Raw genomic sequence first — 23,000 nt, forward strand, 5'->3', positions numbered from 1 at the left:
CCTGCTCTGTGTTGACCACTGGAACCGGTGCACAGTGGTGTACTGCGTCTGTCCGCCCGCCGGGATCTTCCGGCGTATCCGGCGGAAGTCTCTAGAAACTGCCGGAGTCGCCGCCACCGAAGTCGCCGCCGCCAAAGTCCCCGCCGCCGCCGAAGCCGCCGGAGTCACCACCCCAGCCGCCACCGCCGCCGCCGTCACCCCAGCCGCCACCGCCGCCCCAGCCTCCGTGGCCCCCGTTGAGGATGGAGTTGATCAGGATGCCGCCCAGGATGGCACCGCCGAGGCCGCCGCCGCCTCCGCCGCCGAACATGCCGCCGCGGCCGAAGCCCTGGTTCGCGTAGCCGTCAAAGTGGTCCACGTCGGCCTGGGCCAGCTGGGTGGCCTGCGCGGCCAGGGCGTGGGCCTGCTGCGCATAGGTGAGGGCGGTGACGGGATCGGTGCGGGCGATGGACAGGGCGTAGTCGAGGTTCCGCTGGGACTCGGCAAGCCGGGTGCGTGCCTCGGTGCCCACGCCGCCGCGGCGGGCGGTGATGTAGTCGGAGGTGGCGCTGATCTGGGCCTGGGCTGACATGATGGTCTGCTGCAGGGATGCCTGCGCGCGGCGGGCCTGCTCCTGCTGGTCGCGGATGCCGGTCAGGGCCTGGTCCAGGGACTGGTGTGCGGTTTCCACCCGCTGCAGGGTGGCGATGGGGTCGATCCTGCCGCCCTGGATTTCGGTCTTTACCTGTGCCAGTGCAGCCTCTACCGCGGCTACGGGGCCGGCCAGTTCCGCGTGGGTGCCGGACTGGATCATTGCCTTCGCCTGGGCAAGGTCCTGGGACGTGTCCACGACGGCGGCTTCCAGGCCGTTGCGGGCCTCGTCGAGGTTGGTGGCGACCTTGGAAATGGCATCCAAAAGGACGTTGGTCTGGTGCAGGCTTTCCTCGGCCGCACGGACGGCCACGGCAGCCAGGCTGCCTTCGCCCGAACCGAGCTTCTGCTGGGCGGTTTCGGACGCATTCTGCACAAAGGCGAGCCGTTCCTTGGCCTGCACGATGTTGTCCGAAACCTGTGCCAGCGCGCTGTCCGCGTATTTGGACCGCATTTCCTGCAGGGACTGTTCGGCGCTGGAGATCTTGCCGTCGGCCTCGCGGGCTCCGGCGTTGACGGCTGCCAGGGCCTGCGGGGCGTTCTTCTCCAGCTCGCGCAGGGAGTCAAAGTCCGCCTTCTGCTCCTGGAGGGACTCGAGCGCGGCCTCCGAGCGGCGGATGATCTCACCCAGCCAGGTCCGCTGCTGCTCTTCGGTATCCGGGATGTGGTCATCGAGCTGCTGCTGCAGCTTGAAGGACTCCGTCATGTGGGCCTTCGCTTCCGCCAAGGCTTTGGTGAAGTTTCCGACCGCGGAATCACCGTACTGCGCCTGGGCGAAGCCGAGCTCCTGCTCGCTGGACTTGATGGCATCATCCGCTTCGATCAGCAGGGAACCGCTCTTCCGGCGAAGTTCCTCCACGCTGAGGGATGCCAGCGGATCGAGTTCGGCGCCCTGGGGGCCGTAGCTTCCGCTGGAGGCCACCTGGCCGGCGGCCTTCTTCCGGCGGTTGCGGAAGTACAGGTAGGCGCCGCCTCCGGCGACCACCACACCTGCACCCACCAGGAGGCCGGCTCCGGCGCCATTACCGGAAGAGACGTTGCCGCTGCCGCCGCCGGCGGCGTCGCCCACGGCGGAGGCGGTGTCCATGGCTGCCTGCGCGTAGTCCTTCTTGCCACCTGCGAGGTTGGCCACCACCGCATTCTGGGTGATGTTGGAGCGCTTGGAGTAGATGGCGCTGGCCGAATTGGGGGAGAAGTAGTACTTGCCCTGGTCGGTGGCGATGGCGAGGATGACGTCCGCCTTGCCCATACCCTTGGTCTTGGCCACAACCTGGCTCCAGGCCGTGGGGTCGGAGGGGTTGTCGAAGGACTTTACCGTGACCACGTAGAGGTTGTACTTGTGGTCCTTCAGCAGCTTCTGGATCGCATCCTGGACCTCACCCTTCCGGCTGCCCAGCACGTTGGCGTTATCAACAATGTTGGTCCCGGAGGGAATGGTTACCGGGTCTTCGGCCCAGGCGGCGCCGGCGGGTACCGCCAGCAGCCCGGCAAGGCCGATCACGGCGAGGATACGTTTGAACTTTGACCGCATGTGCAACCCTTCAGCACGCCTGACACCGATTCGGGACGAATCAGTCGTCGAATCCAGCAGCGCCCCCACGCTTGGTGTGAAGCCGCAGGTCGCTGTGGCAATTCATCTTGATTCTATGGTGCACCCCACAGCCAGTCCATGCGGCCGAATATGCCGCCAGCGAAACGCTCCGGCGGCGCAACAGCCATCGGCCCGGCATTCAGGAAGCTTTCAGCAAACATCCGAGCTTGTTCCAGCGGGACGGGTCATAGTTAATGGCAGACGAGCATGAAAGGAAGTCCCATGACTGAGAATCAAACCCCAGGGCCGGTCCCGGAGGACAACCAGGGGGACAGCCGGAGCCCGTGGCAGCAGCAGGGCCCGCAGCAGCCCGGAGACCGCCCGGCACCTGCTCAGTATGGGAATGGCGGAGCCACCGGCGGACAGGAGCGTGGCTACAACGCAGGGGACCGGCAGCACAGCCCCGCAGGGCCGCATGAAACCCAGGAATTGCCGGGCGCACCCCGCCCCGTCTACCCCCAGCGGCAGCCTTTCTACGGCCAGTCCGGACATTATGGCCAGCAGCAGGACCAGCACGGCCACGCTATGCCTGGCGGAGGCCAAGGGGCGCCCAACGGAAGTGTCGGCCTCGCGCCAAACCCCAAGGATGCCCCGCGCCGGAAGGCAAGCTTCGGCGTCGGTACCCTGGTGGCAAGCATCCTCGCAGCAGGGCTCGTGGGCGGCGGAGTGGCAACGGTTGGTGCCGGTGAATTGTTTGGCAACACCGGGTCCAGCACCTCGGCCGTCGGCAGCAGCAACCAGCCCGGCACTGTCATCGTCAACAACAAGGACGATGTCAACGCCATCACCGCTGCCGCCGTGAAGGCCTCGCCGAGCGTCGTCACCATCAGCGCCACCAGCGGCAGCTCCGGGGGCACCGGTTCCGGCATCGTCCTGGACGACCAGGGGCACATCCTGACCAACACGCACGTGGTGACCCTCGATGGCCAGACCGCCAATGCCACCCTGGAAATCCGCACCAGCGACGGAAAGGTCCTGCCGGCAAAGCTGGTGGGCACCGACCCGCTGTCCGACCTCGCCGTCATCAAGGTTGACGACACGTCAGGACTCACCCCTGCCACGCTCGGTGATTCCTCCAAGCTCAACGTTGGCGACACCGCCATTGCCATCGGTTCCCCGCTCGGCCTGACCGGAACGGTCACGGACGGCATCGTGTCCACCCTCAACCGCACCATCAGCGTGGCATCGTCCGCAGCGCCCAAGGGCGGTGACAACAGCCAGGGCGGTGACCAGGGATTCCAGTTCGCCCCTCCCGGCGGCGGCCAGAGCCAGCAAAGCTCCAGCGAGGGCTCCATCGCCATCAACGTGATCCAGACCGATGCCGCCATCAACCCCGGTAACTCCGGCGGCGCCCTGGTGAACAGCAAGGGCGAGATCATCGGCGTGAACGTGGCCATCGCATCCGCCGGGTCCGGCACGTCAACGTCCCAAAGCGGCAACATCGGCGTTGGGTTCAGCATCCCCATCAACAACGCCAAGCGGGTGGCGCAGGAAATCATCGACAGCGGCAAGGCATCCCACGGGCAGCTCGGCGTCAGCGTCAAGGCCAAGGCCTCTGCGGGCGGGTCCTCCGAATTCTCGGTGGGAGCCGACGTGGCCACCGTTGACCCCAATTCAGCGGCAGGCAAGGCCGGCATCAAGGTTGGCGACGTCATCACCAAGTTCAACGACCTCACCATCGGCGAACCGAACCAGCTGACCGCGGCCGTGCGTGAACAGCCTGCGGGCTCCAAGGTGAAGATCACCGTCCAGCGCGGCGGCAGCGAGCAGACGTTCGACGTCACGCTGGGTGCTGCAGCCAGCTGACGCAGGGCAGCATCAACGCCAGGCACATGACGACGGCGGCGTCCCCACCTGAGGGGGCGCCGCCGTCGCCATGTCCCGTAAAAAGCCTGACACAGGCGTTAACGGAAGAGGGCGCCGGGACGCGCCGATATGGTTAGCTAGGGTTTACCCGCCTGCCGGGCATTTCGCGGCCATGTCCCACCCGGCTGGCTGTCCACAAGCATGGAAGGCTGCTGTAGAAACAGTGGAAGAGACATTGAAGATCGTAGTCCTGGTCAAACATGTACCGGACGCCCAGTTCGACCGTCACCTCAACGGGGAGGGCAATACCGCGGACCGCGACGAAAGCATCCTGTCCGAGCTTGACGAATACGCGCTCGAGGCAGCACTGCAACTGGTGGAGGCACGCGGCGGAAGCAAGGCGGGCAACCAGGTCATCGCCCTGAGCATGGGGCCCGCAGGAGCCGTCAACGCGGTCAAGAAATCGCTGCAGATGGGCGCCACCGAGGGGGTCCACCTCACGGACGACGCCCTGGCCGGTTCCGACGCCGCGGCAACCTCGCTTGCGCTTGCAGCCGCGGTCCGCCACCTGGGTGACGTGGACCTGGTCATCACCGGCATGGCATCCACCGACGGCGAGACCTCCCTTGTTCCGGCGCAGCTGGCCGAGCGGCTTGGGCTGCCGCAGGTGACGTTCGCTTCCACGCTGGAGGTCGACGGCGGCCGGCTGACGGCCCGCCGCGATGCCGACACCTCCTCCGAAACGGTGGAGGCCCCGCTGCCCGCCGTTGTGTCCGTGACGGACCAGATCAACGAGCCGCGGTACCCCAATTTCAAGGGCATCATCGCCGCCAAGCGCAAGAGCATCAGCACGCTGTCCCTGGCCGATATCGGGGTGGACCCCGCCCAGGTGGGCTTCGCCGGTTCCTGGACCACCGTGACCAGTGCGGAAGAGCGGCCGCCCAGGACTGCAGGCACCATCATCACCGACGAAGGCGACGCCGGCATCAAGCTGGTTGACTTCCTGGCCGCCCAGAAGCTGCTCTAAGAGGGACACCGACATGGCAAAAGTACTTGTATTCATCGATAACCCCGGCGCCTCGCTCAAGAAGAGCAGCCTCGAGCTGCTGACCCTGGCGCGTTCCCTCGGCGAGAGCACCGTGGCGCTCAACGGAGACCTGTCCGACGCCGCCGCCGCCACCTTTGCCGAGTACGGCGTGGGAACCATCCTGCGTCCGGCAACGGATGACCTGGACGACTTCCTGGTGGCGCCCAAAGCGGCCTACCTGGCCGCCGCGGCTGAAAGCAGCGGCGCCGGCATCGTGCTCCTGGACAACTCGCCGGAAGGCAAGGAAATAGCGGCACGGCTGGGTATCCGCCTGAATGCCGGCGTCATCACCGACGTCGTCGCCGTGGATCCGGACGGCACCGCGCACAAGTCCGTCCTTGCCGGCTCCTACAACACCGCCTGCAAGGCCACCACCCCTGTGTCCGTGCTGACCCTCAAAGCCAACAACGTCACTCCGGAACCGGCTCCCGCCGCCACCAGCCCGGAGACCGCCACCGTGGAGGTACCGGCAGTAGCCGCCGCGGCCAGGATCACCGCGCGGGAGCAGAAGGTGGCCAGCGGCCGTCCCGACCTCACCGATGCCCGCATCGTGGTGGCCGGTGGACGCGGCATGGACGGAAACTTCGGCCCCGTCGAGGAACTGGCCGATGCCCTCGGCGCCGCCGTAGGTGCATCGCGTGCCGCCACGGATGCCGGATGGATCAGCCATGACGCGCAGGTTGGGCAGACCGGTAAGACCGTCTCCCCGCAGCTTTACATTTCGGCAGGCATTTCCGGCGCCATCCAGCAGAAAGCCGGCATGCAGACGTCCAAGGTCATTGTTGCGGTCAACAAGGACGCGGAGTCGCCGGTGTTCGAGATCGCCGACTTCGGGATCATCGGCGACGTGTTCGACGTGCTGCCGCAGGCCACCGCCGAGATCAAGAAACGAAAAGGCTAATTCTTTGACTGCCTCCCACGAGCAGGCACAGAGCCCGTTCAACCCGGATATCCACCGGGTTGGGCGGGTGCTCTGTTTTGCGGCACATCCTGACGACATCGACTTCGGCGCTGCCGGTACCATCGCCGCGTGGACGGCAGCGGGCGTGCAGGTGAGTTACTGCATCATGACCGACGGCGACGCGGGCGGCTTCGACCCCGCCCACCGCGCCGACATCATCGCGATGCGCGACGCCGAGCAGCGCCGGGCGGCGGAACTGGTGGGCGTCACCGACATCCACTACCTCCACCAGCGTGACGGGTACCTCGAGGCCTCGCACGAGGTGATGAAAGGGGTGGTGCGGCTGATCCGCGAGATCCGTCCCGACGTCGTCCTTGCCATGCATCCGGAACGGAACTGGGAACGGATCCAAAAGAGCCATCCTGACCACCTGGCCGTGGGGGAGGCGGTGACCCGGGCGGTGTATCCGGCCCTCGAAAACCCGTTTGCCTACCCGGAACTGGCAGAAGCAGGCCTGGAAGCGTACAAGCTGCCGTGGCTGTGGCTCTACGCCGGCCCCGGGGAACGGGAAAACCACTTCGTCGACGTCACCGGCCAGGTGGAAGCCAAGCTCGCCGCCATCCACGTCCATGTGAGCCAGCACCCGGACGTGGAGGCCATGGAGGCCACCGTCCGCCAGGGCATGCACCTGAACGCCGGCAGGGCCGGCTTCCCTGAGGGGCGCAGCGCGGAGGCGTTCCATGTGGTGGCAATCAATGGGCCCGGCACCATCGCGGGATTCTGAGTTAAACCAAACGCCCCGTTCCTTCCGGTGGGAGGAACGGGGCGTTTTGGGTTGAGGCGTTTCCGGTTACTGCGGGTGCTACGCGCCCAGCGGGGCCGCCGCCACCGTCGGCAGCGTCGGTGCCTTGGATCCGCCTGCAGGCTCGACAGTAATGCCCAGTGATGCCGCCGAGTGGATGCCCTGGACCACGGCAGGCTTGGACAGCGCCTGCTCGTCCATCAGGCCCTGCGACACCGGAGCGGAGCCGTCCTTGGGTATCAGCCACATCTGGTAGACCTTGCCGGCCGGGGGAGCGGGCACACCGCTCATCTTCACCACGGCTGCGTCCTCTGACGCGGAGATCAGGAGGGTTGCCTTGCCGCCGCCCACGACGTTCACGGAGGCCTCACGCAGGTCGTTGGCCCTGGCCACCTGGTTGACGGGATCGTTCTGGTCAGCCATGTACGCGCCCACGCCTACGCCGCCCAGGGCGATGGCTGCTGCCGCTGCCACGCCCACCAGCCACCGGCGGGTGCCGGATCCGCCCCGGCGTTGCTCCCGGCGCTTCCGGGCCTCTGCCAGTTCGTCCTGTGGCCCCTGCCGGGGAGGCAGTGCCGTACTGCCGGCCGGCGTCGGTGCGCCCCCGCCGGTCAGGCCGTCCTGCCCGGGGAACTGGGCGGGAAGCTGGGCGACAATCCGCTGGAACAGGTCCGACGGCGGTTCCTCCTCTGCACGGAACGTGCGGACCAAGGCCTCCCGGGACTGGCGGACACGCTCAAGGAAGGCCCGGCGTTCCGTTTCCGGGGCAGTCGAGATGTAACGGTCGATGGCTTCGCGTTCCTGCTCCGTGACCGCATCCAGGGCGTAGAGCTCAGCAAGGTCGACGGCGCGGCCGGCAGCAATGTCCATGGCCACGGTGTCCCCGAAGGCACGTGACATGCCGTCGCGGCTTTCATCCATTCCACTCATCTCAACTCACCCCCAAACAGGTCTTCAATCGGATCAGTCCATCGCGGATGCGGGACTTGATAGTGGGCACTGCTGCGTTCAGCCGTTCTGCGACTTCCCGGTAGGTGAGGCCGCCGTAGTAAGCCAGGCGCACGGACTCCTGCTGGGTTTCGGTCAGCGTCCCCAGGCAGCGGACCACCGCCTCGGCCTCCAGCCTGCTGCCCACCTCATCGGACACGCTGTCGTGATCGATCTCCTGCGTGCTGGCACCGTACTTGGCTTCCCTGTCCGTGGAGGACTGCGACGAGCGGACCTTGTCCACCGCGCGGCGGTGCGAGATGGTCATCAGCCAGGACAACGGGCTGCCGGCCTGCGGATCGAACTTCGCAGCGTTTTGCCAGACCTGCAGGAAGACTTCCTGGGTGGTGTCTTCACTGAGCTCAGGGTCGATCAGGACGCGGCGTGCCATGCCGAAGACCCGGCGGGACGTGAGCTGGTAGAACTCGGCGAAAGCCGCCTGGTCCCCGCGGGCAATCCCCGCCAAAAGGGCCGAGAGGCGTTGGCTGAGGTCTGCAGGTGGGTCGGTCACCGCGGCGGAGCCTTCGGAGTTCGGCGCGTTGGGAGTTTCCATTACCTCCAAGCATAAGTCTCCGGGCGACGGATCCTCAGCAGTGCCGTGCCGACTGCGGTTGTCCGGCCTGGAACGTGCCTCCAGTAGGGTCACCTGCCGCTCCTTGGTCCGCTCGAATGTCTTCAAAAGCCATTCGGTGCCGCGTGGAGGGTGGATGGGGCAGCCGGCAAGTTTTTCCGTGCCGGCGTGGACCGGTGCCCGGCGGGGCTAGATCCTGGCGCCGGCGAAGCCCTGCTGGCGCCAGGCCTCGTACACCGCGATGGAGGCGGCGTTGGCCAGGTTCAGGGAACGGAGGGCCGGCAACATGGGCAGGCGCACCGTGGCGGTCACGTGGGGATCGGATTTCATCTCCGGCGGCAGGCCCACTGATTCACGGCCGAAGAGCAGCACATCTCCCGGACGGTAGGCGATGTCCGTATAGCTGGTGGTGCCGTCCGAAGTGAACGCGTAGACGCGTTCGGGCTGCAGGTGCTCCCAGGCGTCTTCGATGGTCTTGTGCACGGTGACGACGGCGAGGTCATGGTAGTCGAGCCCTGCCCGGCGCAGTTTCGCGTCGGAGAAGTCGAAGCCCAGGGGTTCCACAAGGTGCAGTTCGGCACCGGTGATCGCGGCAAGGCGGATGGCGTTGCCGGTATTGCCGGGGATTTCAGGTTCATGGAAAAGGATGCGGAACACCTCCCCATCCTAGCTACCCACGGTCAGTGCATGCCGCGCAGGAGCCTGGCCAGGACCGGGATGTTCACGGTGTTGGGAGCCGGGCCGGACGCCAGGAATTCCTTCAGGCCGCGCACCATGCCCGCTGCGTTGACGATCTGGACGGTTTCCAGGTCTCCTGCGGGGCGGCGGTGGTGATCGATCACCGGCTCGTGGAGGTTGCCGTCGGGGCTGTGCACCACGGTCCATCCCGTGACGTTGAGCTCGGGAAAGATGTCCTGCATGGCCCACACCACCCGGGCGAGCTGCGGGGGTGCCACCGCGCGGCCCCCGTGGTTGAGGGTCCGTCCGTCCCAGGCATAGGCGCCCTTGGGCAGGAGCATCGAGTTGACCAGGGCCAACCGGTAGCCGGAAAGGACAGCGTGGTCGATGTGGCTGTTGTCCGCCGGCGACTGCAGGCCGTTGATCAGCCGGGCGGCGGGGATGGCCGGCAGCACCTGCCGGGTCAGCAGCTGCACGGTGCGCATTTCCCGCTGGATGCGGGCCTCGGCGCCGAAAATTCCCCGTTTCCGAGGCATTCCGTGAACCTGCTGCCGCGCCTGTGCCAGCGGGATGAGCGGAGCGTCGTTTCCCTCGTAGGGGGGAACGTATACGGGCGGGTCCCCCGCTGTATTCCTGACGTTGCCCGGCCGGCGGACTGTGGCGGACGCCCGGCTTCCAGCGGCGGGGGCATCAAAGTGGGCGCCGTCGTCGGACGAAGCGTCCCGGACGGTGCCCGCGCCGTAGGAGCGGTCGTACGCCTTCCTGCGCTGCGGATCGATCAGCGTCTCATAGGCAGCGGTTACGCGGCGGAACGTTGCGGCGTCGCCCCCGTGGTCCGGATGGGCCATCCTGGCCGCGCGGCGGTAGGCCACCTTGATTTCTTTCTCGGTGGCGGTGACGGCCACCCGGAGGACCTGGTAATGGGAGCTGCTGCTCTCGGTCAAGCAATCTTCCTTCTCTTGGTGCGCGGCTTCCTCAGTCCCGGCGGGAAAGCGGAGCGCCCGCCCAGTCTAGCCATCGTGGATGGTGCGCCTGCGGTGACAACGAACATCCCGGGCTGGTGGGTTCCCGGAAGGCCGGAGTCTAGACTCGTGCGTGCGCGGTGCGAACACCGGTTGAAGGGGATGTGACGCAGTGGAGATGGAGATGCCGACGACGGCGGAGCGGGCCGGCAGGGCATGGCACGGGGGAGCGGCCCTGGTGATCGGCTGCCTGGGGGCCGTGCTTTTGAGCGGATGCAGCGTTGACGTCCTGGATCCCTCCGTCACCGCAGCCCCCGCCGGCACTCCGGTGCTGGCCACACCCACCATCACCCCCGGCCATGATGCCGCGGCGGTGGCAGCGCGTGATATGCCCTTCGCTGCCGGCGGCGACCTGGCTCCCGGAGTGCCCGTGGGAATCTCCGATGATCTCAAAGGTGCGCCGGGCTGGAAGCTGGCGAAGGAAAACGTGGCCGGCGCCAGCCAATATGCCAAGGCCGATGGCTGCATCGTTTCCGCACGGGCCACCACCGGCCAGGCGGCGCTGGTCCGCGGTGACGACCGGGAGTCCACTGTTGCCCTGTTCCAGTACCTGGACGCAACCATCCAGCCCTCGTACTTGAAGACGGCAACCCTGCAGTGGGGTGGTACCCCGGAGGCTCCCGGCCGGAACGTGGAGGTGCTGGCGCTGGAGCAGGCAGCTCCCGGCGGGCGTGCCATTGCGTTACTGGCAAGGGTTTTCGGTACTGCCGGGTCATCGGCCTACGTGTCGGTGTCCTGTCCGGATGCGGCAACACTTGGCGCGGCCCGCCAGGACGTGGCCCGGTACCTGCCGCTGGTGCCGCCGGCCGCGTAAGTCCCTGCGTTGACAGGCGCAAAACCGCCGGCGGCTGGAGGGCTCAGCCGCCGGCGGGTCTGTGTGGCTGCAATGTCCTGCGCCCGGCAACCGCCAGCGGAGTCACGCAGTGGTCCGGCTGGTCCCCACTGACAGCCGGTTGAGGGCCAGGGCGCCAACCAACAGCCCGAAGTCACGCAGCGCGACGTCGTAGAAGCTGCCCAGCAGGAGCAGGTTGATGATGATTCCGGCCAGCCACGCGGCCACGATCAACGAGCCGTATTTAGGACGCACCGCCACGGCCACGCCGGCGATGATTTCCACGACCCCCACGATGTACATGAAGGTCTGGGCCGGCAGCGGCACGATGGCCGTGGCCTGGGGTGCCAGGTACATGGTCCAGTGCGTGAGGATGTTGGTGAATTTGTCCAGGCCGAAGAGGATCGGTGCGACGGTGAACACGGTACGCAGGAGCAGGAACGCCTGCCGCGCCGGCGGCACGGTGGCTGGTGCATGTTGGGCCCGCATTGCCGATGCTGATTTCATGGTGCTCTCCTTCTAAAAGTAGGTAGGCCAATTTTAGAAAGATGACGGTCTATAATCAAGACATCTTGACTTTGGAATTGGAGGCGCCATGTACCGACTTCCCTGGGCGGACAGGATTGCTGCCGTTGCCTCGCTGACCGACGCCAAGAGGCTGCAGCTTTTTGAACTGGTCGCAGCCTCACCCCGCCCGCTGGGACGCGACGAGGTGGCCGAAACTGCCGGCATGGCGCGCAGCACCGTCTCCTTCCATCTGGACAGGCTGGTCCAGGACGGCCTGCTGGCTGTGGAATTCCACAAACCCGCCGGCAGGACCGGTCCGGGGTCAGGTCGTCCCGCCAAGATGTACCGGCCGGTTGGAAGTGAAGTGGGAGCGTCCATACCGGACCGGAACTACGACCTCGCCGGGGAGCTGATGGCCGAGGCCATCGAGGCCACCGAGGGCGAAGGATTGGCGGTAGGGGAGTCATTGCGCGCCGTCGCCTTCCGGAAAGGCCGGGAACTGGCAGAAGGTTCTGCAGGCCTGGAAGAGTTCCTGGCAGAAACGGGCTACCAGCCGGAGCCCGACGGGGACGGGGGATACCTGCTGCCCAACTGCCCGTTCCACCGGCTGTCGCGGTCCCATGCGGCAGTGGTGTGCGACATGAACGGCGCCTTCCTGCGGGGGGCTGCGGTTGGCTGCGGCGGCGCCGAGGACCGGGTTGTCCCCGTTGCGGGCCACTGCTGCGCACGGATTACCGGCGGGAGCTGACCGCTCCACGCGGCGGCCACCAGGACCGGCCGCGATAGAATTGGAGGATGCCCGCCTACCTCGACCACGCCGCCACTACGCCGCTTTCCGGTGCCGCGCTCGCTGCCTTGACGCGTGAACTGGCACGGACCGGCAACCCCTCATCGCTGCACGGCTCCGGCCGCAGGGCGCGCCGTGCCGTCGAGGACGCCAGGGAGGCCATCGCGGCCGCGGCCGGCGCCCATCCCTCGGAGGTCATCTTCACTTCCGGAGGCACCGAGGCGGACAACCTCGCCGTGAAGGGCATGTACTGGTCCCGGGTGGCAGAAGACCCAAGGCGGCGCCGCATCCTCTGCTCCGCCGTCGAACATCACGCAGTCCTGGACACTGTGGAATGGCTCGAACGCCACGAGGGCGCCGACGTGGCGTGGCTGCCGGTTGACGGTGACGGCGTTGTTGACCTCCAGGCCCTCGAAGAGGAGCTCTCGCGTGACCCCGGCGCCGTGGCGCTGGTGACTGTCATGTGGGCAAACAACGAGGTGGGCACCATCCAGCCCATCAGGCAGATCGTGGAACTCGCGCACGCCGCCGGCGTCCCGGTGCACTCCGACGCCGTCCAGGCATTCGGCTCGGTGCCGGTGCACTTCAAGGATTCCGGCCTGGATGCCATGTCCATCTCCGGGCACAAGATCGGCGGCCCGGTGGGTGTTGGCGCACTCCTGTTGGGGCGGGCCGTCAAACTCACCCCGGTACAGCATGGCGGCGGCCAGGAGCGCGACGTCCGTTCCGGGACGCTGGACACCGCCTCCATCGCTGCCTTCGCCGCCGCCGCGGAGTCTGTCGCTGCCGGGCTGCCCGCCGAGGCGGCCCGGATCGCAGCCCTGCGCGACCGGTTGGTCGACGGCGTCCGCGAACGTGTTCCGGAGGCGGTCCTCCGCGGGGCGCCCGGCGACCGCCGGCTCCCTGGCAATGCGCACTTCACGTTCCCGGGCTGTGAAGGGGACTCATTGCTGTTCCTCCTCGACCTTGCCGGCGTCGAATCATCCACGGGTTCGGCCTGCACGGCAGGGGTGCCCCGCCCCTCCCACGTACTGCTGGCCATGGGCCTGGACGAGGAAACGGCGCGCGGAGCCCAGCGGTTCAGCCTGGGGCACGCCTCCACGGAGGCCGACGTCGACGCCCTCCTTGCAGCGCTGCCCGAAGCTTATTCGCGGGCCCGCCAGGCGGGCATGGCCGGACATGAGTCCTCCATCCAGACCGCGGGTACCGCGGCGCGGCAGGGTTTCCCGGGCGCTTGAGAGCCGGCCGGCGCGTCCCGCCGCCCGCTCCGGCGGGCGGGGAGCGGGTTGATTTGCCTGCCGCCGTAGAATGGATAGGCGAAGATCGTTTCCGCCGCCGGTACGCCCAGCACGGCTCCGGGCAGCGGGCATCCCCCAACAGAAAGCCAGCATGCGAGTACTAGCAGCCATGAGCGGTGGAGTTGACTCTGCCGTTGCCGCCGCCCGCGCGGTGGAAGCCGGGCACGACGTCGTCGGCGTCCACCTGGCCCTTTCGCGCATGCCGGGCACCCTGCGCACGGGCAGCCGCGGCTGCTGCACCATCGAGGACTCCCGGGATGCGTGGCGGGCCTGCGACGTGCTGGGCATTCCCTATTACGTGTGGGATTTCTCCGAGCGCTTCAAGGAAGACGTCGTCCAGGACTTCATTGACGAATACGCCGCCGGCCGGACGCCGAACCCCTGCATGCGCTGCAACGAGCGCATCAAATTTGCCGCCCTGCTGGAAAAGGCCATCGCGCTGGGCTTCGACGCCGTCTGCACGGGCCACTACGCCAAGGTCATCGAGGACGCTGACGGCAACCGGGAACTGCACCGCGCGGCGGACTGGGCCAAGGACCAGAGCTACGTCCTGGGCGTCCTCACCCACGAGCAGCTCAAGCATTCCATGTTCCCCCTGGCGGACACCCCGTCCAAGGCCGAGGTACGCGCCGAAGCGGAACGGCGGGGCCTCTCCGTGGCCAACAAGCCCGACAGCCATGACATCTGCTTCATTCCCGACGGCGACACCGCCGGCTGGCTGGCCGAGAAGATCGACATGGCCCAGGGTGACATCGTGGATGAAACCGGCGCGAAGGTAGGGGAGCACCCCGGCGCCAACGCCTTCACCGTCGGCCAGCGGCGCGGCCTCAAGCTCGGAACCCCTGCCGCCGACGGCAAGCCCCGCTTCGTGCTGGAAATCCGGCCCAAGGAAAACAAAGTGGTGGTCGGTCCCGAGGCGCTGCTGGCCATCGATGAGATCCGCGGCATCAAGGTCTCCTGGGCGGGCCTGCCCATCGCCGAGGTGGAGACAGGCGCCGAGTTCGAATGCTACGCACAGGTCCGGGCGCACGGGGATCCGGTTCCGGCCACCGCGCGGATGGAGCCCTCCACTGACGGCGCCCGGGCAAGCCAGTTGGTGGTCCGTCTGGTGGCGCCGCTGCGCGGCGTCGCGCCGGGCCAGACGGTTGTGCTCTACCAGGGCAGCCGCGTGCTGGGGCAGGCCACCATCGACGCTGCCCGCTCGCTCCAGCGCGCCGCGCTGTAACGAGTCCGCCTTCAGCACCGCCACGGTTCTGCCGTGGCGGTGCTGTGCTGTGCCCGGGCGGCGTCCCTTGACGGTGCTGCCAGGCTCCGCCGGGTAACTTTTAGGAAAATTTTGTGTTTGAACTCACAAAAACGGCCGTCCTGAGGGCTGACTCTCTGATTCAATCTAGGGATCAGCACTGCACGCCGGCGTCTGGGGCTATCAACCTATGACCGCGGGCGTGCGCGTACTCATCGGAAAGAAGTTCACAGATGATCAAGAGCACAACGGCCCTGCACCGCGCCATCGCGCTGGCAGGCATCTCCGCCCTGGCCCTGACAGCCTGCACAGGGCCCTCGGGCGGCGGCGGGGGAACGTCTACCGGAAATGCCGGTGGCGGTGCCATCACTTTCGGAACGACGGATAAAGTCGTCACCCTCGACCCCGCCGGCTCCTACGACGCAGGATCCTTCCTGGTGATGAACCAGGTCTACCCCTTCCTGATGAACTCCAAGCCCGGCTCGGCTGAAGTCAGCCCGGACATCGCTGAGTCCGCGTCCTTTACCTCGCCCACAGAGTTCACGGTGAAGCTCAAGCCCAACCTGAAGTTCGCCAACGGCCACGCGCTTACCGCTTCGGACGTGAAGTTCTCCTACGACCGCGTGGTGAAGATCGACGACCCCAACGGGCCGGCGTCCCTGCTCTCGAACCTCAAGTCCGTTGACGTCAAGGACGACACCACCGTGGTGTTCAACCTCAAAGCAGGGAATGACCAGGTGTTCCCCAGCGTCCTGGGCACCAACACCGGACCCATCATCGACGAGGAAGTCTTCCCGGCGGACAAGGTGATGAGCGATGAGGACATCGTCGCCGGAAAGCCCTTTGCCGGCCCCTACACCATCGATTCCTACAAGAAGAACGAACTTGTCAGCCTCAAGGCCAACGCTGACTACAACGGACTGCTGGGCAAGCCGGCCAACGACAGCGCCGTCATCAAGTACTACGCCGACTCCAACAACCTCAAGCTGGACGTCCAGGGCGGCAACATTGACGTTGCCGGCCGCAGCCTGACCGCAACCGACGCCGCGGACCTGGACAAGGATTCCAAGGTCAAGGTCTACAAGGGCCCGGGCGGCGAATTGCGCTACATCGTTTTCAACTTCGACACCATGCCTTTCGGCGCCAAGACTCCCGAAGCCAACCCGGCGAAGGCACTCGCCGTCCGCCAGGCCATGGCTGACATTGTGGACCGCCAGGCCATCTCCGACCAGGTCTACAAGGGCACCTATGTCCCGGCGTACTCCGTTGTCCCCGATGGTCTGCCTGGTGCAACCCAGCCGATGAAGGACCTGTATGGCGACGGCAGTGGCAAGCCCAGCCTGGACAAGGCCAAGAAGACCCTGGCGGACGCCGGAGTCACCGGCCCGGTCAACGTGAAGCTGCAGTACAACCCCGACCACTACGGCAAGTCCTCCGGTGACGAGTACGCCATGGTCAAGGAGCAGCTGGAGAAGTCGGGCCTGTTCACCGTGGACCTGCAGTCCACCGAATGGGTGACCTACTCCAAGGCACGTACCGCCGACGCCTACCCCGTCTACCAGCTGGGCTGGTTCCCGGACTACTCGGACGCGGACAACTACCTCACGCCGTTCTTCATCCCCGGCAACTTCCTGAAGAACCACTACGAGAACCCCACCGTCACGGACCTCGTGCAGAAGCAGCTCACCACGCCGGACAAGACCGAGCGCCAGAAGCTGATCGGGGACGTCCAGACGGCCGTTGCCAAGGACCTGTCCACGCTGCCGCTCCTGCAGGGCTCGCAGCTGCTGGTGGCCGGGAAGGACGTCAAGGGTGTCGAGAAGACCCTGGATCCCTCCTTCAAGACCCGCCTTGGCGTCCTGTCCAAGTAAGCACTCCACCCCCATCGGGCTCTGACGGGCCAGAGGCGGGACGCCGCAACGGTGTCCCGCCTTTTGCCGGTCATCAGCCAGCAACGAGGGGACTGCTGGCTCCCGGTCACCACGAATCCAGGTACCGATGACAACTTTGATTGACGCGCCACCCAGTGACGCCGACGCACTCCTTCCGCCCAAGAAAAAGCAAACAGGAGGCGGGCTGGGCCAGTACATCCTGGTCCGCTTCCTGCTGATCTTCCCCACCATCCTCATCCTCGTCACCATGGTGTTCTTCCTGATGCGGATCACCGGTGACCCCATCACCGCCGCCATGGGCGGACGGCTGCCCCCGGAACAGCTGCAGGAAAGGATCCACGCCGCCGGATACGACCGGCCACTGCTCGTGCAGTACTTCGAATACCTGGGCCAACTGGTCACAGGGAACTTCGGCACCACGCTTTCGGACAACCGCAAGGTCACCGAGATGCTCACCACCTACGGGTCCGCCACGCTGGAGCTTTCCATCAACGCCATCATCGTGGCGCTGCTGGTCGGCATCCCGCTGGGCATGGTCGCCGCCCACCGGCGTGACCACCTGCCGGATGCAGTGCTCCGGATCCTCGCCATCCTGTTCTACGCCACCCCGGTGTTCTTCGCCGGCATGCTGCTCAAGCTGGTGTTCTCCGTATGGCTGGGCTGGCTTCCGGTCGCCGGCCGCGCAGGGACCAGGACCGAACTGTCCCTGACCGCGCTGGAGGCGCCGACCGGCATCTACTGGCTGGACGCCCTGCGCAGCGGAAACATGGCCGCCTTCAGCGACGTCATGTCCCACGCGGTCCTTCCGGCGCTGGCGCTGGGTCTGCTCACGGCCGGCGTTTTCCTGCGCCTGGTCCGGACCAACGTCATCGGTACCCTCGGCAAGGACTACGTGGAGGCCGGGCGCTCACGCGGTGTCAGCGAGTTCCGCCTGGTGACCAAGCACGCCTACAAACCGGCGTTGATTCCGATCATCACGGTCATGGGCCTGCAGATCGCCGTCCTTCTCGGGGGCGCCGTGCTGACTGAGACGACGTTTGAATGGAAAGGCCTCGGTTTCCAGCTGGCCAACTACCTCACGGCGCGCGACTTCGTCGCCGTGCAGGGCATCGTTGTGCTGCTGGCCGTCATCGTCGCCGTCACCAACTTCATCGTGGACATCATCGCAGCGCTGATCGATCCCCGCGTGAGGTACTGAAATGTCTGCCAATACAACTCTCGAACCCGTCGCCAACCCGCGGGCTTCCCTGTTCCGGCGGCTGCCGGTTGTTTCGCACTTCAACAAAAGCGTCGGCCTGCAACGGTTCATGCTGGTGGTGGGGCTCGTCCTCACCGGCATCTTCCTGCTCACCGCGCTGGCAGCACCGCTGCTGGCGCCCTACGGCTTCGCGCAGCTTTCCGATGCCGACGGCAGCTTCCCCACCCAGCAGGCCCCCGGCGGGAAACACCTCCTGGGCACCACGGTGGGCGGTTACGACGTCCTGTCCCGCGTCATCTGGGGTACCCAGACGGCACTTTTGGTCATCATCGTGGCCGTGGTCCTCTCCATCTTCGCCGGGGTCATCCTCGGCCTGGTGAGCGGCTACATCGGCGGGTGGCTGGACCGCGTCCTGGTCGTCGTGGCTGACGCCATCTATGCCTTCCCGTCACTGCTGGTTGCCATCGTCATGGCAATCGTCATCAGTGGTGGACAGTCCAGCCTGTTCGGCGGAATCCTGGCCGCGGCCATTTCCATCACGGTGGTGTTCATCCCGCAGTACTTCAGGGTGATCCGTGCCGAGACCATCCGGCTCAAGGCGGAGCCCTTCGTCGAGTCCGCCAAGGTGGTGGGCGCGTCAAACATCCGCATCATGACCCGGCACATCTACCGCAACGCCACCCGCACCCTGCCGCTGATTTTCACGCTCAACGCGTCTGAATCCATCCTTACCCTGGCAGGGCTGGGCTTCCTGGGCTTCGGCATTGAGCCAAGCTCGGCGGCCGAGTGGGGATTTGACCTCAACAAGGCGCTGGCCGACACGACCTCGGGCATCTGGTGGACCGGGCTGTTCCCGGGCCTCGCCATCGTGTGGACAGTCCTCGGGCTGACGCTCGTGGGCGAAAGCATCAACGACCTCAACGATCCGCGGCTCCGCGGCCGCAAGCGCAGCAGCCGCAAGGCGGCAGCCGCTGCCGTACCGGCCACTCCTGCCGTTCCCCATGGATCCGGCACCGAAACAGAATTGAGCAACCCGTGAGTGAGAAGCCCGGTTACGAAAATCCCGGTTCAGTGTCCGGCCGTCAGGACCAGGACCGGAAGACAGTACTGGATATCGACCACCTGAAGGTCACCTTCGCCACGGACGGTGGCGACGTATACGCCGTCAAGGATGTCAGCCTGGACGTCAAGGCGGGTGAGGTCCTGGCCATTGTGGGGGAATCCGGCTCCGGCAAGACGGTCACCGCCAAGACCATCCTTGGCCTGCTCCCGGAAACGGCTGTGAGCTCCGGCGCGGTGCTGATCAATGGTGCCAACGTCATCAGCCTCAGCCCCGGCCGGTTGCGCCAGATCCGCGGCCGGGACGTGGCCATGGTCTTCCAGGAGCCCTCAACCGCCCTGAACCCCGTGTTCACCGTCGGTTGGCAGATTGCCGAAGGCATCCGTGCCCACGCGGGTGCCAACGGCGGTAGGCGGGTATCTGCCAAGGAGGCCAAAGCCCGGGCCATCGAGGCGCTGGGCAAGGTGGGTATCCCCGATCCCGAGCACCGGGTCAACTACTATCCGCACCAGTTTTCCGGCGGCCAGAAGCAGCGCGTGGTGATCGCGGCCGCCCTGGCGCTGAACCCCGGCCTCATTGTTGCCGACGAGCCCACAACCGCCCTGGATGTCACCGTCCAGGCGGAAATCCTGGAACTCCTCCGGGACCTTCGGGACAAATATGGCACCTCGATCGTGCTGATCACCCACAACATGGGGGTCGTGGCCGACCTGGCGGACCGGGTGGTGGTGATGTACCAGGGCGACGTCGTGGAGGAAGCTTCAGCGAAGAAGCTCTTCGCTGAACCAAAGCAGGACTACACCCGCAACCTCCTTGCCGCGGTGCCGCACCTGGGCCGCAATTCGGCGTCGGAAGGCCTCACCGAGCGGCGCCACCAGGATGAGGAAGTGCTGGTGGCCGCCGACAACCTGGTGATCGAGTACCCGGGGCGCTTGGGGACACCGGCCTTCAAAGCCGTTGACGGTGTCAGCTTCACCCTGTCCAGGGGTGAGGTCTTCGGCCTGGTGGGGGAGTCGGGGTCCGGCAAGACAACCATCGGCCGCGCCATCGCCGGGCTCAACCGGACCACCGCCGGAAGCCTCAAAGTGCTGGGCTACGAGATGCTGAACCTTCGGGAACGCACGTTCAAGCCCCTGCGCAAGGACATCGGCTTCGTGTTCCAGGACCCTGCCGCTTCCTTCAACCCTCAGCTGACCATTGGCGAATGCATCGCCGAGCCCATGCTCATCCACACCCGGCCGAGCGACGCCCAGGCCCGCAAGCGCGTTGGCGAGTTGCTTGAATCGGTCCAGCTGCCGGCGTCGTACGCGGGACGGTACCCGCACGAACTGTCCGGCGGCCAGCGGCAGCGGGCATCACTGGCGCGTGCCCTGAGCCTGAACCCGCGCCTGCTGATCGCTGATGAGCCGACGTCGGCCCTGGACGTTTCGGTGCAGGCAAAAGTCCTGGAGCTGTTCCGGGACATCCAGGAGGAGTTCGGGTTCGGCTGCCTGTTCATCAGCCACGATCTTGCCGTTGTGGACATCCTGTCCTCCTGGGTGGGCGTGCTGTACAAGGGCAAACTGGTGGAGCAGGGGATCGGCAGCCAGGTCATGGGCAACCCCCAGCACGACTACACCCGCCGGCTGATCGCCTCCCTGCCGGTGCCGGACCCGGCCGAACAGGCCAAACGCCGGGAGGAGCACCGCGCGCTCCTGGGAATCTGACCCGCAGGAAGTCCTGCAGGCAGTCCAGCCGCGGACAGCGCCGGTGCCGCCAGATGGGCGGCACCGGCGCTTCACACCCGCGGTGGTTCCTCCGGCTCCCCTAGACTGGAGCCATGACGCAGCACAACCCCAGCTCTCCTGGCGCCGACGAATTTGATCCATCCGCCAGCTCCCTTGCAGGCCACGTGGACGATTCCGTGATGGCTGAACTGCTGTCCATCCGCTCCAGCATTGACAACATCGACGCCACCTTGGTGTACCTCCTGGCCGAGCGCTTCAAGGCGACGCAAAAAGTAGGCTTCCTGAAGGCAAACCACCGACTCCCCGCCGGTGACCCGGGGCGTGAAGCCGCGCAGATCGCCCGGCTGCGCCGCCTTGCCGAGGATGCCCACCTCGACCCGGCCTTCGCGGAGAAGTTCCTCAACTTCATCATCGGTGAAGTGATCCGCCACCACGAGGCCATTGCCGAGGACCACCAGGCCTCCTCGGGCCAGCAGCCGCAGACCTCCGCGCTGGCGTGAACCGGGAACAGCGCAATGCGGGCTCCGGCCCGCGTCCGGCGGGTGCCCCTTTCACCGGTGATCCATCAAACGCTGCCTCATCAAACGCGGCCTCTGCCACCCAGCCCCGGGCCAAGGAAGTCACGGCCACCGGCATGGGCCCGTGGCCGGGCGAAGATCCGCTGGAAGCTGCCCGGATCATCCGCGGTGAGCTTGGCAGCCCGCACCTTCCCTTCCTGGCTGAACTGCCGGACCGGGGGGTAGGGTCCGACGCCCTGGGCCGTACCGCCTCCCTCCTGGAGGAACTCGCGGTGGATGTGCAGCCGCACGGTTGGCGGCTCGTGGACCGCCCGGGCAAGGACATGCGGCGGTCAGCGTCGGCGCTGTCCACCGACCTGAACGTCCTGGCCGATGTTGTCGGCGCGGAAGACGTATCGGCGGGTGAACTCAAAGTGCAGTTGGTGGGACCGCTGAGCCTTGCCGCCGGCTTGTACCTGCACAACGGTGAACGCGCCCTGCTGGACTACGGCGCCCGAAGGGACCTGGCCGCCTCCCTCGCGGCGGGCGTGGCCGGTTACCTCAGCAGGGTGGCCGCGGCCGTGCCCGGCGCCCGGCTCGTGGTGCAGGTGGACGAGCCCGCCATTGCCGCCGTCCTGGCCGGAACCATACCCACCGCCAGCGGGTACCGCACCCTCCGCGCGATTGCGGGATCGGAAGCACGCGAGTCATGGCGCCTGGTCCTGGACTCCCTGCGTGCAGCCGGTGCAGCCGAGGTTGTCGTGTCCTTCCCCGAAATCGAAGCCCCCATCGACCTGGCCCTCTCGGCAGGGGCTGACGGCGTCGCGTTGCCGCTGAAGGCATTGACCAACCGCCAGTGGGAGCAGGTGGCCGGAGCGGTTGAGGCTGGGAAACAGTTCTGGGCTGGTGCCCTGGACGTGCCTGCCGGCGGTCCGCTGCCCAAAGTGGCCCAGTGCGTGGAATCCGTCTGGCGCCCCTGGCGCCAGCTGGGCCTGCCGCCGTCGCTGCTGGCCGCCATCCGGGTGACGCCCTCGGAAGGCCTGGCCGGCCACACACCTGCCCAGGCCACGGCCGTCCTGCACCGGCTCACCCAGGTAGCCGACGGCCTGAACCAGCAGGCGCTGGGTTAGCTAGACGCTGTTTTCCCAGCGGTCCGGCTGGGCGTATCGGGGCAGGTAGCTTTGGGCGGAACTGCCGCCGGTGTACGGGCGCAAGCGGTAGTCGAAGGCCCCGGCGTATACCAGGACCAGGCCGATCTGCGGCTGGATGACCTTCACCTGGATGCGGTGCCGTCCGTTGCTGCCTTCGGCCGGGTCCCACCACTGCTCGGCGTAAGCCTTGGCGTCGAGGGCGGCCGGAAGCGGCACCCGCAGAGGACCCATGAAGAGCCTCGACGCCTCCGAAACGCCGCGCAGCCTGCCCTCAGCCGTGACACTCAGGTTCAGGTCCGTCACCAGGCGCCGATAGCGTCCCACGTAGTCCACCAGTTGGGTGTTGCCACCCGTATGGGTGGCACTGGTGGTGTCCTGGAAGAGCCGGGTGCGGTCCGGGAAGCGGATTTCACGGCGGGCGGTAAGGCTGGAGCGGCCGAACGGATCCTGGTGGGCGTGGTTCTCGATCCGGAACGGGATGTTCTCACCATATTCCGGGAAAAAGGCCTCTTCGCCGCCCGCCAGCCGCAGCAAAGGGCGCAGCCACCGCTGGCGGCACCCCACGACGTCGAACGTTCCTTCCCCTACCCCGTACTGTCCGGAACCCGGTGCCAGCGAGAAGTACTCCTGGAGCTCGGGCTGCAGCCGGGAGAACCCGGTGCCCAGGGCCTGCCGGTAGATGGGGACGTTCATGACGTGGACCTCCTGTTGCCTGCGGCGGCGCTGTCTGCCT

The 23,000-nt window shown here is 66.7% G+C and carries 21 protein-coding genes; 14 read left to right on the forward strand and 7 right to left on the reverse strand.

What is annotated here, in order from left to right:
• Positions 1-91 precede the first annotated feature (91 nt).
• Positions 92-2,161: a TPM domain-containing protein gene (locus MRBLMD1_RS03855; protein ID WP_364397598.1), complete on the reverse strand. Its 2,070-nt coding sequence runs from the start codon at positions 2,159-2,161 to the stop codon at positions 92-94.
• A gap of 282 nt (positions 2,162-2,443) precedes the next feature.
• Between MRBLMD1_RS03855 and MRBLMD1_RS03860 the strand changes: the two genes are divergently transcribed.
• The 4 genes from MRBLMD1_RS03860 (at position 2,444) to MRBLMD1_RS03875 (ending at position 6,799) form a co-directional block, all read left to right on the forward strand.
• The gene (locus MRBLMD1_RS03860) at positions 2,444-4,027 is read left to right on the forward strand and encodes a S1C family serine protease (RefSeq protein WP_364397600.1); all 1,584 of its coding nucleotides are present in this window, start codon (positions 2,444-2,446) and stop codon (positions 4,025-4,027) included.
• A gap of 235 nt (positions 4,028-4,262) precedes the next feature.
• Positions 4,263-5,054: an electron transfer flavoprotein subunit beta/FixA family protein gene (locus MRBLMD1_RS03865; RefSeq protein ID WP_159631534.1), complete on the forward strand. Its 792-nt coding sequence runs from the start codon at positions 4,263-4,265 to the stop codon at positions 5,052-5,054.
• A gap of 13 nt (positions 5,055-5,067) precedes the next feature.
• Positions 5,068-6,015 (forward strand): electron transfer flavoprotein subunit alpha/FixB family protein, encoded by a 948-nt coding sequence (locus MRBLMD1_RS03870; protein WP_224026541.1) that lies wholly within the window; start codon positions 5,068-5,070, stop codon positions 6,013-6,015.
• A gap of 4 nt (positions 6,016-6,019) precedes the next feature.
• Positions 6,020-6,799, forward strand: coding sequence for a PIG-L deacetylase family protein (locus MRBLMD1_RS03875; RefSeq protein WP_159631536.1), 780 nt, complete (start codon positions 6,020-6,022; stop codon positions 6,797-6,799).
• A 78-nt stretch (positions 6,800-6,877) separates the two neighbouring features.
• Here MRBLMD1_RS03875 and MRBLMD1_RS03880 read toward each other — a convergent pair whose 3' ends face one another.
• The 4 genes from MRBLMD1_RS03880 to MRBLMD1_RS03895 form a co-directional block, all read right to left on the reverse strand.
• Complete coding sequence (locus tag MRBLMD1_RS03880) at positions 6,878-7,738, reverse strand: anti-sigma factor domain-containing protein (RefSeq protein ID WP_159631537.1); 861 nt, start codon at positions 7,736-7,738, stop codon at positions 6,878-6,880.
• Positions 7,739-7,748: 10 nt separating this feature from the next.
• Positions 7,749-8,357 carry a sigma-70 family RNA polymerase sigma factor gene (locus MRBLMD1_RS03885; RefSeq protein WP_159631538.1) on the reverse strand — a complete coding sequence of 203 codons (609 nt, stop codon included), beginning with the start codon at positions 8,355-8,357 and terminating at the stop codon, positions 7,749-7,751.
• A 207-nt stretch (positions 8,358-8,564) separates the two neighbouring features.
• Entirely contained in the window at positions 8,565-9,032 is a 468-nt protein-coding gene (locus MRBLMD1_RS03890) for a tRNA (cytidine(34)-2'-O)-methyltransferase (protein WP_159631539.1), read from the reverse strand.
• A 23-nt stretch (positions 9,033-9,055) separates the two neighbouring features.
• A complete protein-coding gene (locus tag MRBLMD1_RS03895) occupies positions 9,056-9,997 on the reverse strand; it encodes a J domain-containing protein (protein ID WP_159631540.1) in 942 nt (313 codons plus the stop codon).
• Between the two features lie 196 nt (positions 9,998-10,193).
• On the opposite strand from MRBLMD1_RS03895, the gene MRBLMD1_RS03900 reads away from it, so the two are divergent.
• A complete protein-coding gene (locus tag MRBLMD1_RS03900) occupies positions 10,194-10,889 on the forward strand; it encodes a hypothetical protein (RefSeq protein ID WP_201302507.1) in 696 nt (231 codons plus the stop codon).
• A gap of 102 nt (positions 10,890-10,991) precedes the next feature.
• Here the strand turns inward: MRBLMD1_RS03900 and MRBLMD1_RS03905 are convergent, their stop codons facing one another.
• Positions 10,992-11,414 (reverse strand): hypothetical protein, encoded by a 423-nt coding sequence (locus tag MRBLMD1_RS03905; RefSeq protein ID WP_159631541.1) that lies wholly within the window; start codon positions 11,412-11,414, stop codon positions 10,992-10,994.
• Positions 11,415-11,502: 88 nt separating this feature from the next.
• Between MRBLMD1_RS03905 and MRBLMD1_RS03910 the strand changes: the two genes are divergently transcribed.
• The 9 genes from MRBLMD1_RS03910 to MRBLMD1_RS03950 all read left to right on the forward strand — a co-directional run bounded on the left by MRBLMD1_RS03910 (position 11,503) and on the right by MRBLMD1_RS03950 (position 22,246).
• The gene (locus MRBLMD1_RS03910; RefSeq protein WP_364397605.1) at positions 11,503-12,162 is read left to right on the forward strand and encodes a helix-turn-helix transcriptional regulator; all 660 of its coding nucleotides are present in this window, start codon (positions 11,503-11,505) and stop codon (positions 12,160-12,162) included.
• A gap of 47 nt (positions 12,163-12,209) precedes the next feature.
• The gene (locus MRBLMD1_RS03915; RefSeq protein ID WP_364397607.1) at positions 12,210-13,439 is read left to right on the forward strand and encodes a cysteine desulfurase family protein; all 1,230 of its coding nucleotides are present in this window, start codon (positions 12,210-12,212) and stop codon (positions 13,437-13,439) included.
• Between the two features lie 151 nt (positions 13,440-13,590).
• Entirely contained in the window at positions 13,591-14,724 is a 1,134-nt protein-coding gene (gene mnmA / locus MRBLMD1_RS03920) for a tRNA 2-thiouridine(34) synthase MnmA (protein WP_307488435.1), read from the forward strand.
• Between the two features lie 251 nt (positions 14,725-14,975).
• Positions 14,976-16,613: an ABC transporter substrate-binding protein gene (locus MRBLMD1_RS03925; RefSeq protein ID WP_224026534.1), complete on the forward strand. Its 1,638-nt coding sequence runs from the start codon at positions 14,976-14,978 to the stop codon at positions 16,611-16,613.
• A gap of 127 nt (positions 16,614-16,740) precedes the next feature.
• Positions 16,741-17,832 (forward strand): ABC transporter permease, encoded by a 1,092-nt coding sequence (locus MRBLMD1_RS03930; RefSeq protein ID WP_159631546.1) that lies wholly within the window; start codon positions 16,741-16,743, stop codon positions 17,830-17,832.
• A gap of 1 nt (position 17,833) precedes the next feature.
• Entirely contained in the window at positions 17,834-18,871 is a 1,038-nt protein-coding gene (locus MRBLMD1_RS03935) for an ABC transporter permease (protein WP_159631547.1), read from the forward strand.
• A gap of 32 nt (positions 18,872-18,903) precedes the next feature.
• The gene (locus tag MRBLMD1_RS03940) at positions 18,904-20,598 is read left to right on the forward strand and encodes an ABC transporter ATP-binding protein (RefSeq protein ID WP_364398008.1); all 1,695 of its coding nucleotides are present in this window, start codon (positions 18,904-18,906) and stop codon (positions 20,596-20,598) included.
• 113 nt (positions 20,599-20,711) lie between these two features.
• On the forward strand, positions 20,712-21,119 hold the full coding sequence (locus MRBLMD1_RS03945) for a chorismate mutase (protein WP_159631548.1): 408 nt from the start codon (positions 20,712-20,714) through the stop codon (positions 21,117-21,119).
• A gap of 134 nt (positions 21,120-21,253) precedes the next feature.
• Complete coding sequence (locus MRBLMD1_RS03950) at positions 21,254-22,246, forward strand: hypothetical protein (RefSeq protein ID WP_364398010.1); 993 nt, start codon at positions 21,254-21,256, stop codon at positions 22,244-22,246.
• Here MRBLMD1_RS03950 and MRBLMD1_RS03955 read toward each other — a convergent pair whose 3' ends face one another.
• On the reverse strand, positions 22,247-22,960 hold the full coding sequence (locus MRBLMD1_RS03955) for a DUF4166 domain-containing protein (RefSeq protein WP_364397611.1): 714 nt from the start codon (positions 22,958-22,960) through the stop codon (positions 22,247-22,249). It lies immediately after the preceding gene.
• Positions 22,961-23,000 lie beyond the last annotated feature (40 nt).

Source organism: Pseudarthrobacter sp. LMD1-1-1.1 (assembly GCF_040676255.1).
Classification (GTDB): domain Bacteria; phylum Actinomycetota; class Actinomycetes; order Actinomycetales; family Micrococcaceae; genus Arthrobacter.

Bases quoted from the DNA above. Each gene is read 5' to 3' on its own strand.
- MRBLMD1_RS03910 (WP_364397605.1), top strand. From the start codon at position 11,503: ATGTACCGACTTCCCTGGGCGGACAGGATTGCTGCCGTTGCCTCGCTG.
- MRBLMD1_RS03925 (WP_224026534.1), top strand. From the start codon at position 14,976: ATGATCAAGAGCACAACGGCCCTGCACCGCGCCATCGCGCTGGCAGGC.
- MRBLMD1_RS03900 (WP_201302507.1), top strand. From the start codon at position 10,194: ATGGAGATGCCGACGACGGCGGAGCGGGCCGGCAGGGCATGGCACGGG.
- MRBLMD1_RS03955 (WP_364397611.1), bottom strand. From the start codon at position 22,960: ATGAACGTCCCCATCTACCGGCAGGCCCTGGGCACCGGGTTCTCCCGG.
- MRBLMD1_RS03855 (WP_364397598.1), bottom strand. From the start codon at position 2,161: ATGCGGTCAAAGTTCAAACGTATCCTCGCCGTGATCGGCCTTGCCGGG.
- MRBLMD1_RS03930 (WP_159631546.1), top strand. From the start codon at position 16,741: ATGACAACTTTGATTGACGCGCCACCCAGTGACGCCGACGCACTCCTT.
- MRBLMD1_RS03885 (WP_159631538.1), bottom strand. From the start codon at position 8,357: ATGGAAACTCCCAACGCGCCGAACTCCGAAGGCTCCGCCGCGGTGACC.
- MRBLMD1_RS03915 (WP_364397607.1), top strand. From the start codon at position 12,210: ATGCCCGCCTACCTCGACCACGCCGCCACTACGCCGCTTTCCGGTGCC.
- MRBLMD1_RS03950 (WP_364398010.1), top strand. From the start codon at position 21,254: ATGGGCCCGTGGCCGGGCGAAGATCCGCTGGAAGCTGCCCGGATCATC.
- MRBLMD1_RS03945 (WP_159631548.1), top strand. From the start codon at position 20,712: ATGACGCAGCACAACCCCAGCTCTCCTGGCGCCGACGAATTTGATCCA.
- MRBLMD1_RS03860 (WP_364397600.1), top strand. From the start codon at position 2,444: ATGACTGAGAATCAAACCCCAGGGCCGGTCCCGGAGGACAACCAGGGG.
- MRBLMD1_RS03880 (WP_159631537.1), bottom strand. From the start codon at position 7,738: ATGGATGAAAGCCGCGACGGCATGTCACGTGCCTTCGGGGACACCGTG.
- MRBLMD1_RS03905 (WP_159631541.1), bottom strand. From the start codon at position 11,414: ATGAAATCAGCATCGGCAATGCGGGCCCAACATGCACCAGCCACCGTG.
- MRBLMD1_RS03870 (WP_224026541.1), top strand. From the start codon at position 5,068: ATGGCAAAAGTACTTGTATTCATCGATAACCCCGGCGCCTCGCTCAAG.
- mnmA (WP_307488435.1), top strand. From the start codon at position 13,591: ATGCGAGTACTAGCAGCCATGAGCGGTGGAGTTGACTCTGCCGTTGCC.
- MRBLMD1_RS03935 (WP_159631547.1), top strand. From the start codon at position 17,834: ATGTCTGCCAATACAACTCTCGAACCCGTCGCCAACCCGCGGGCTTCC.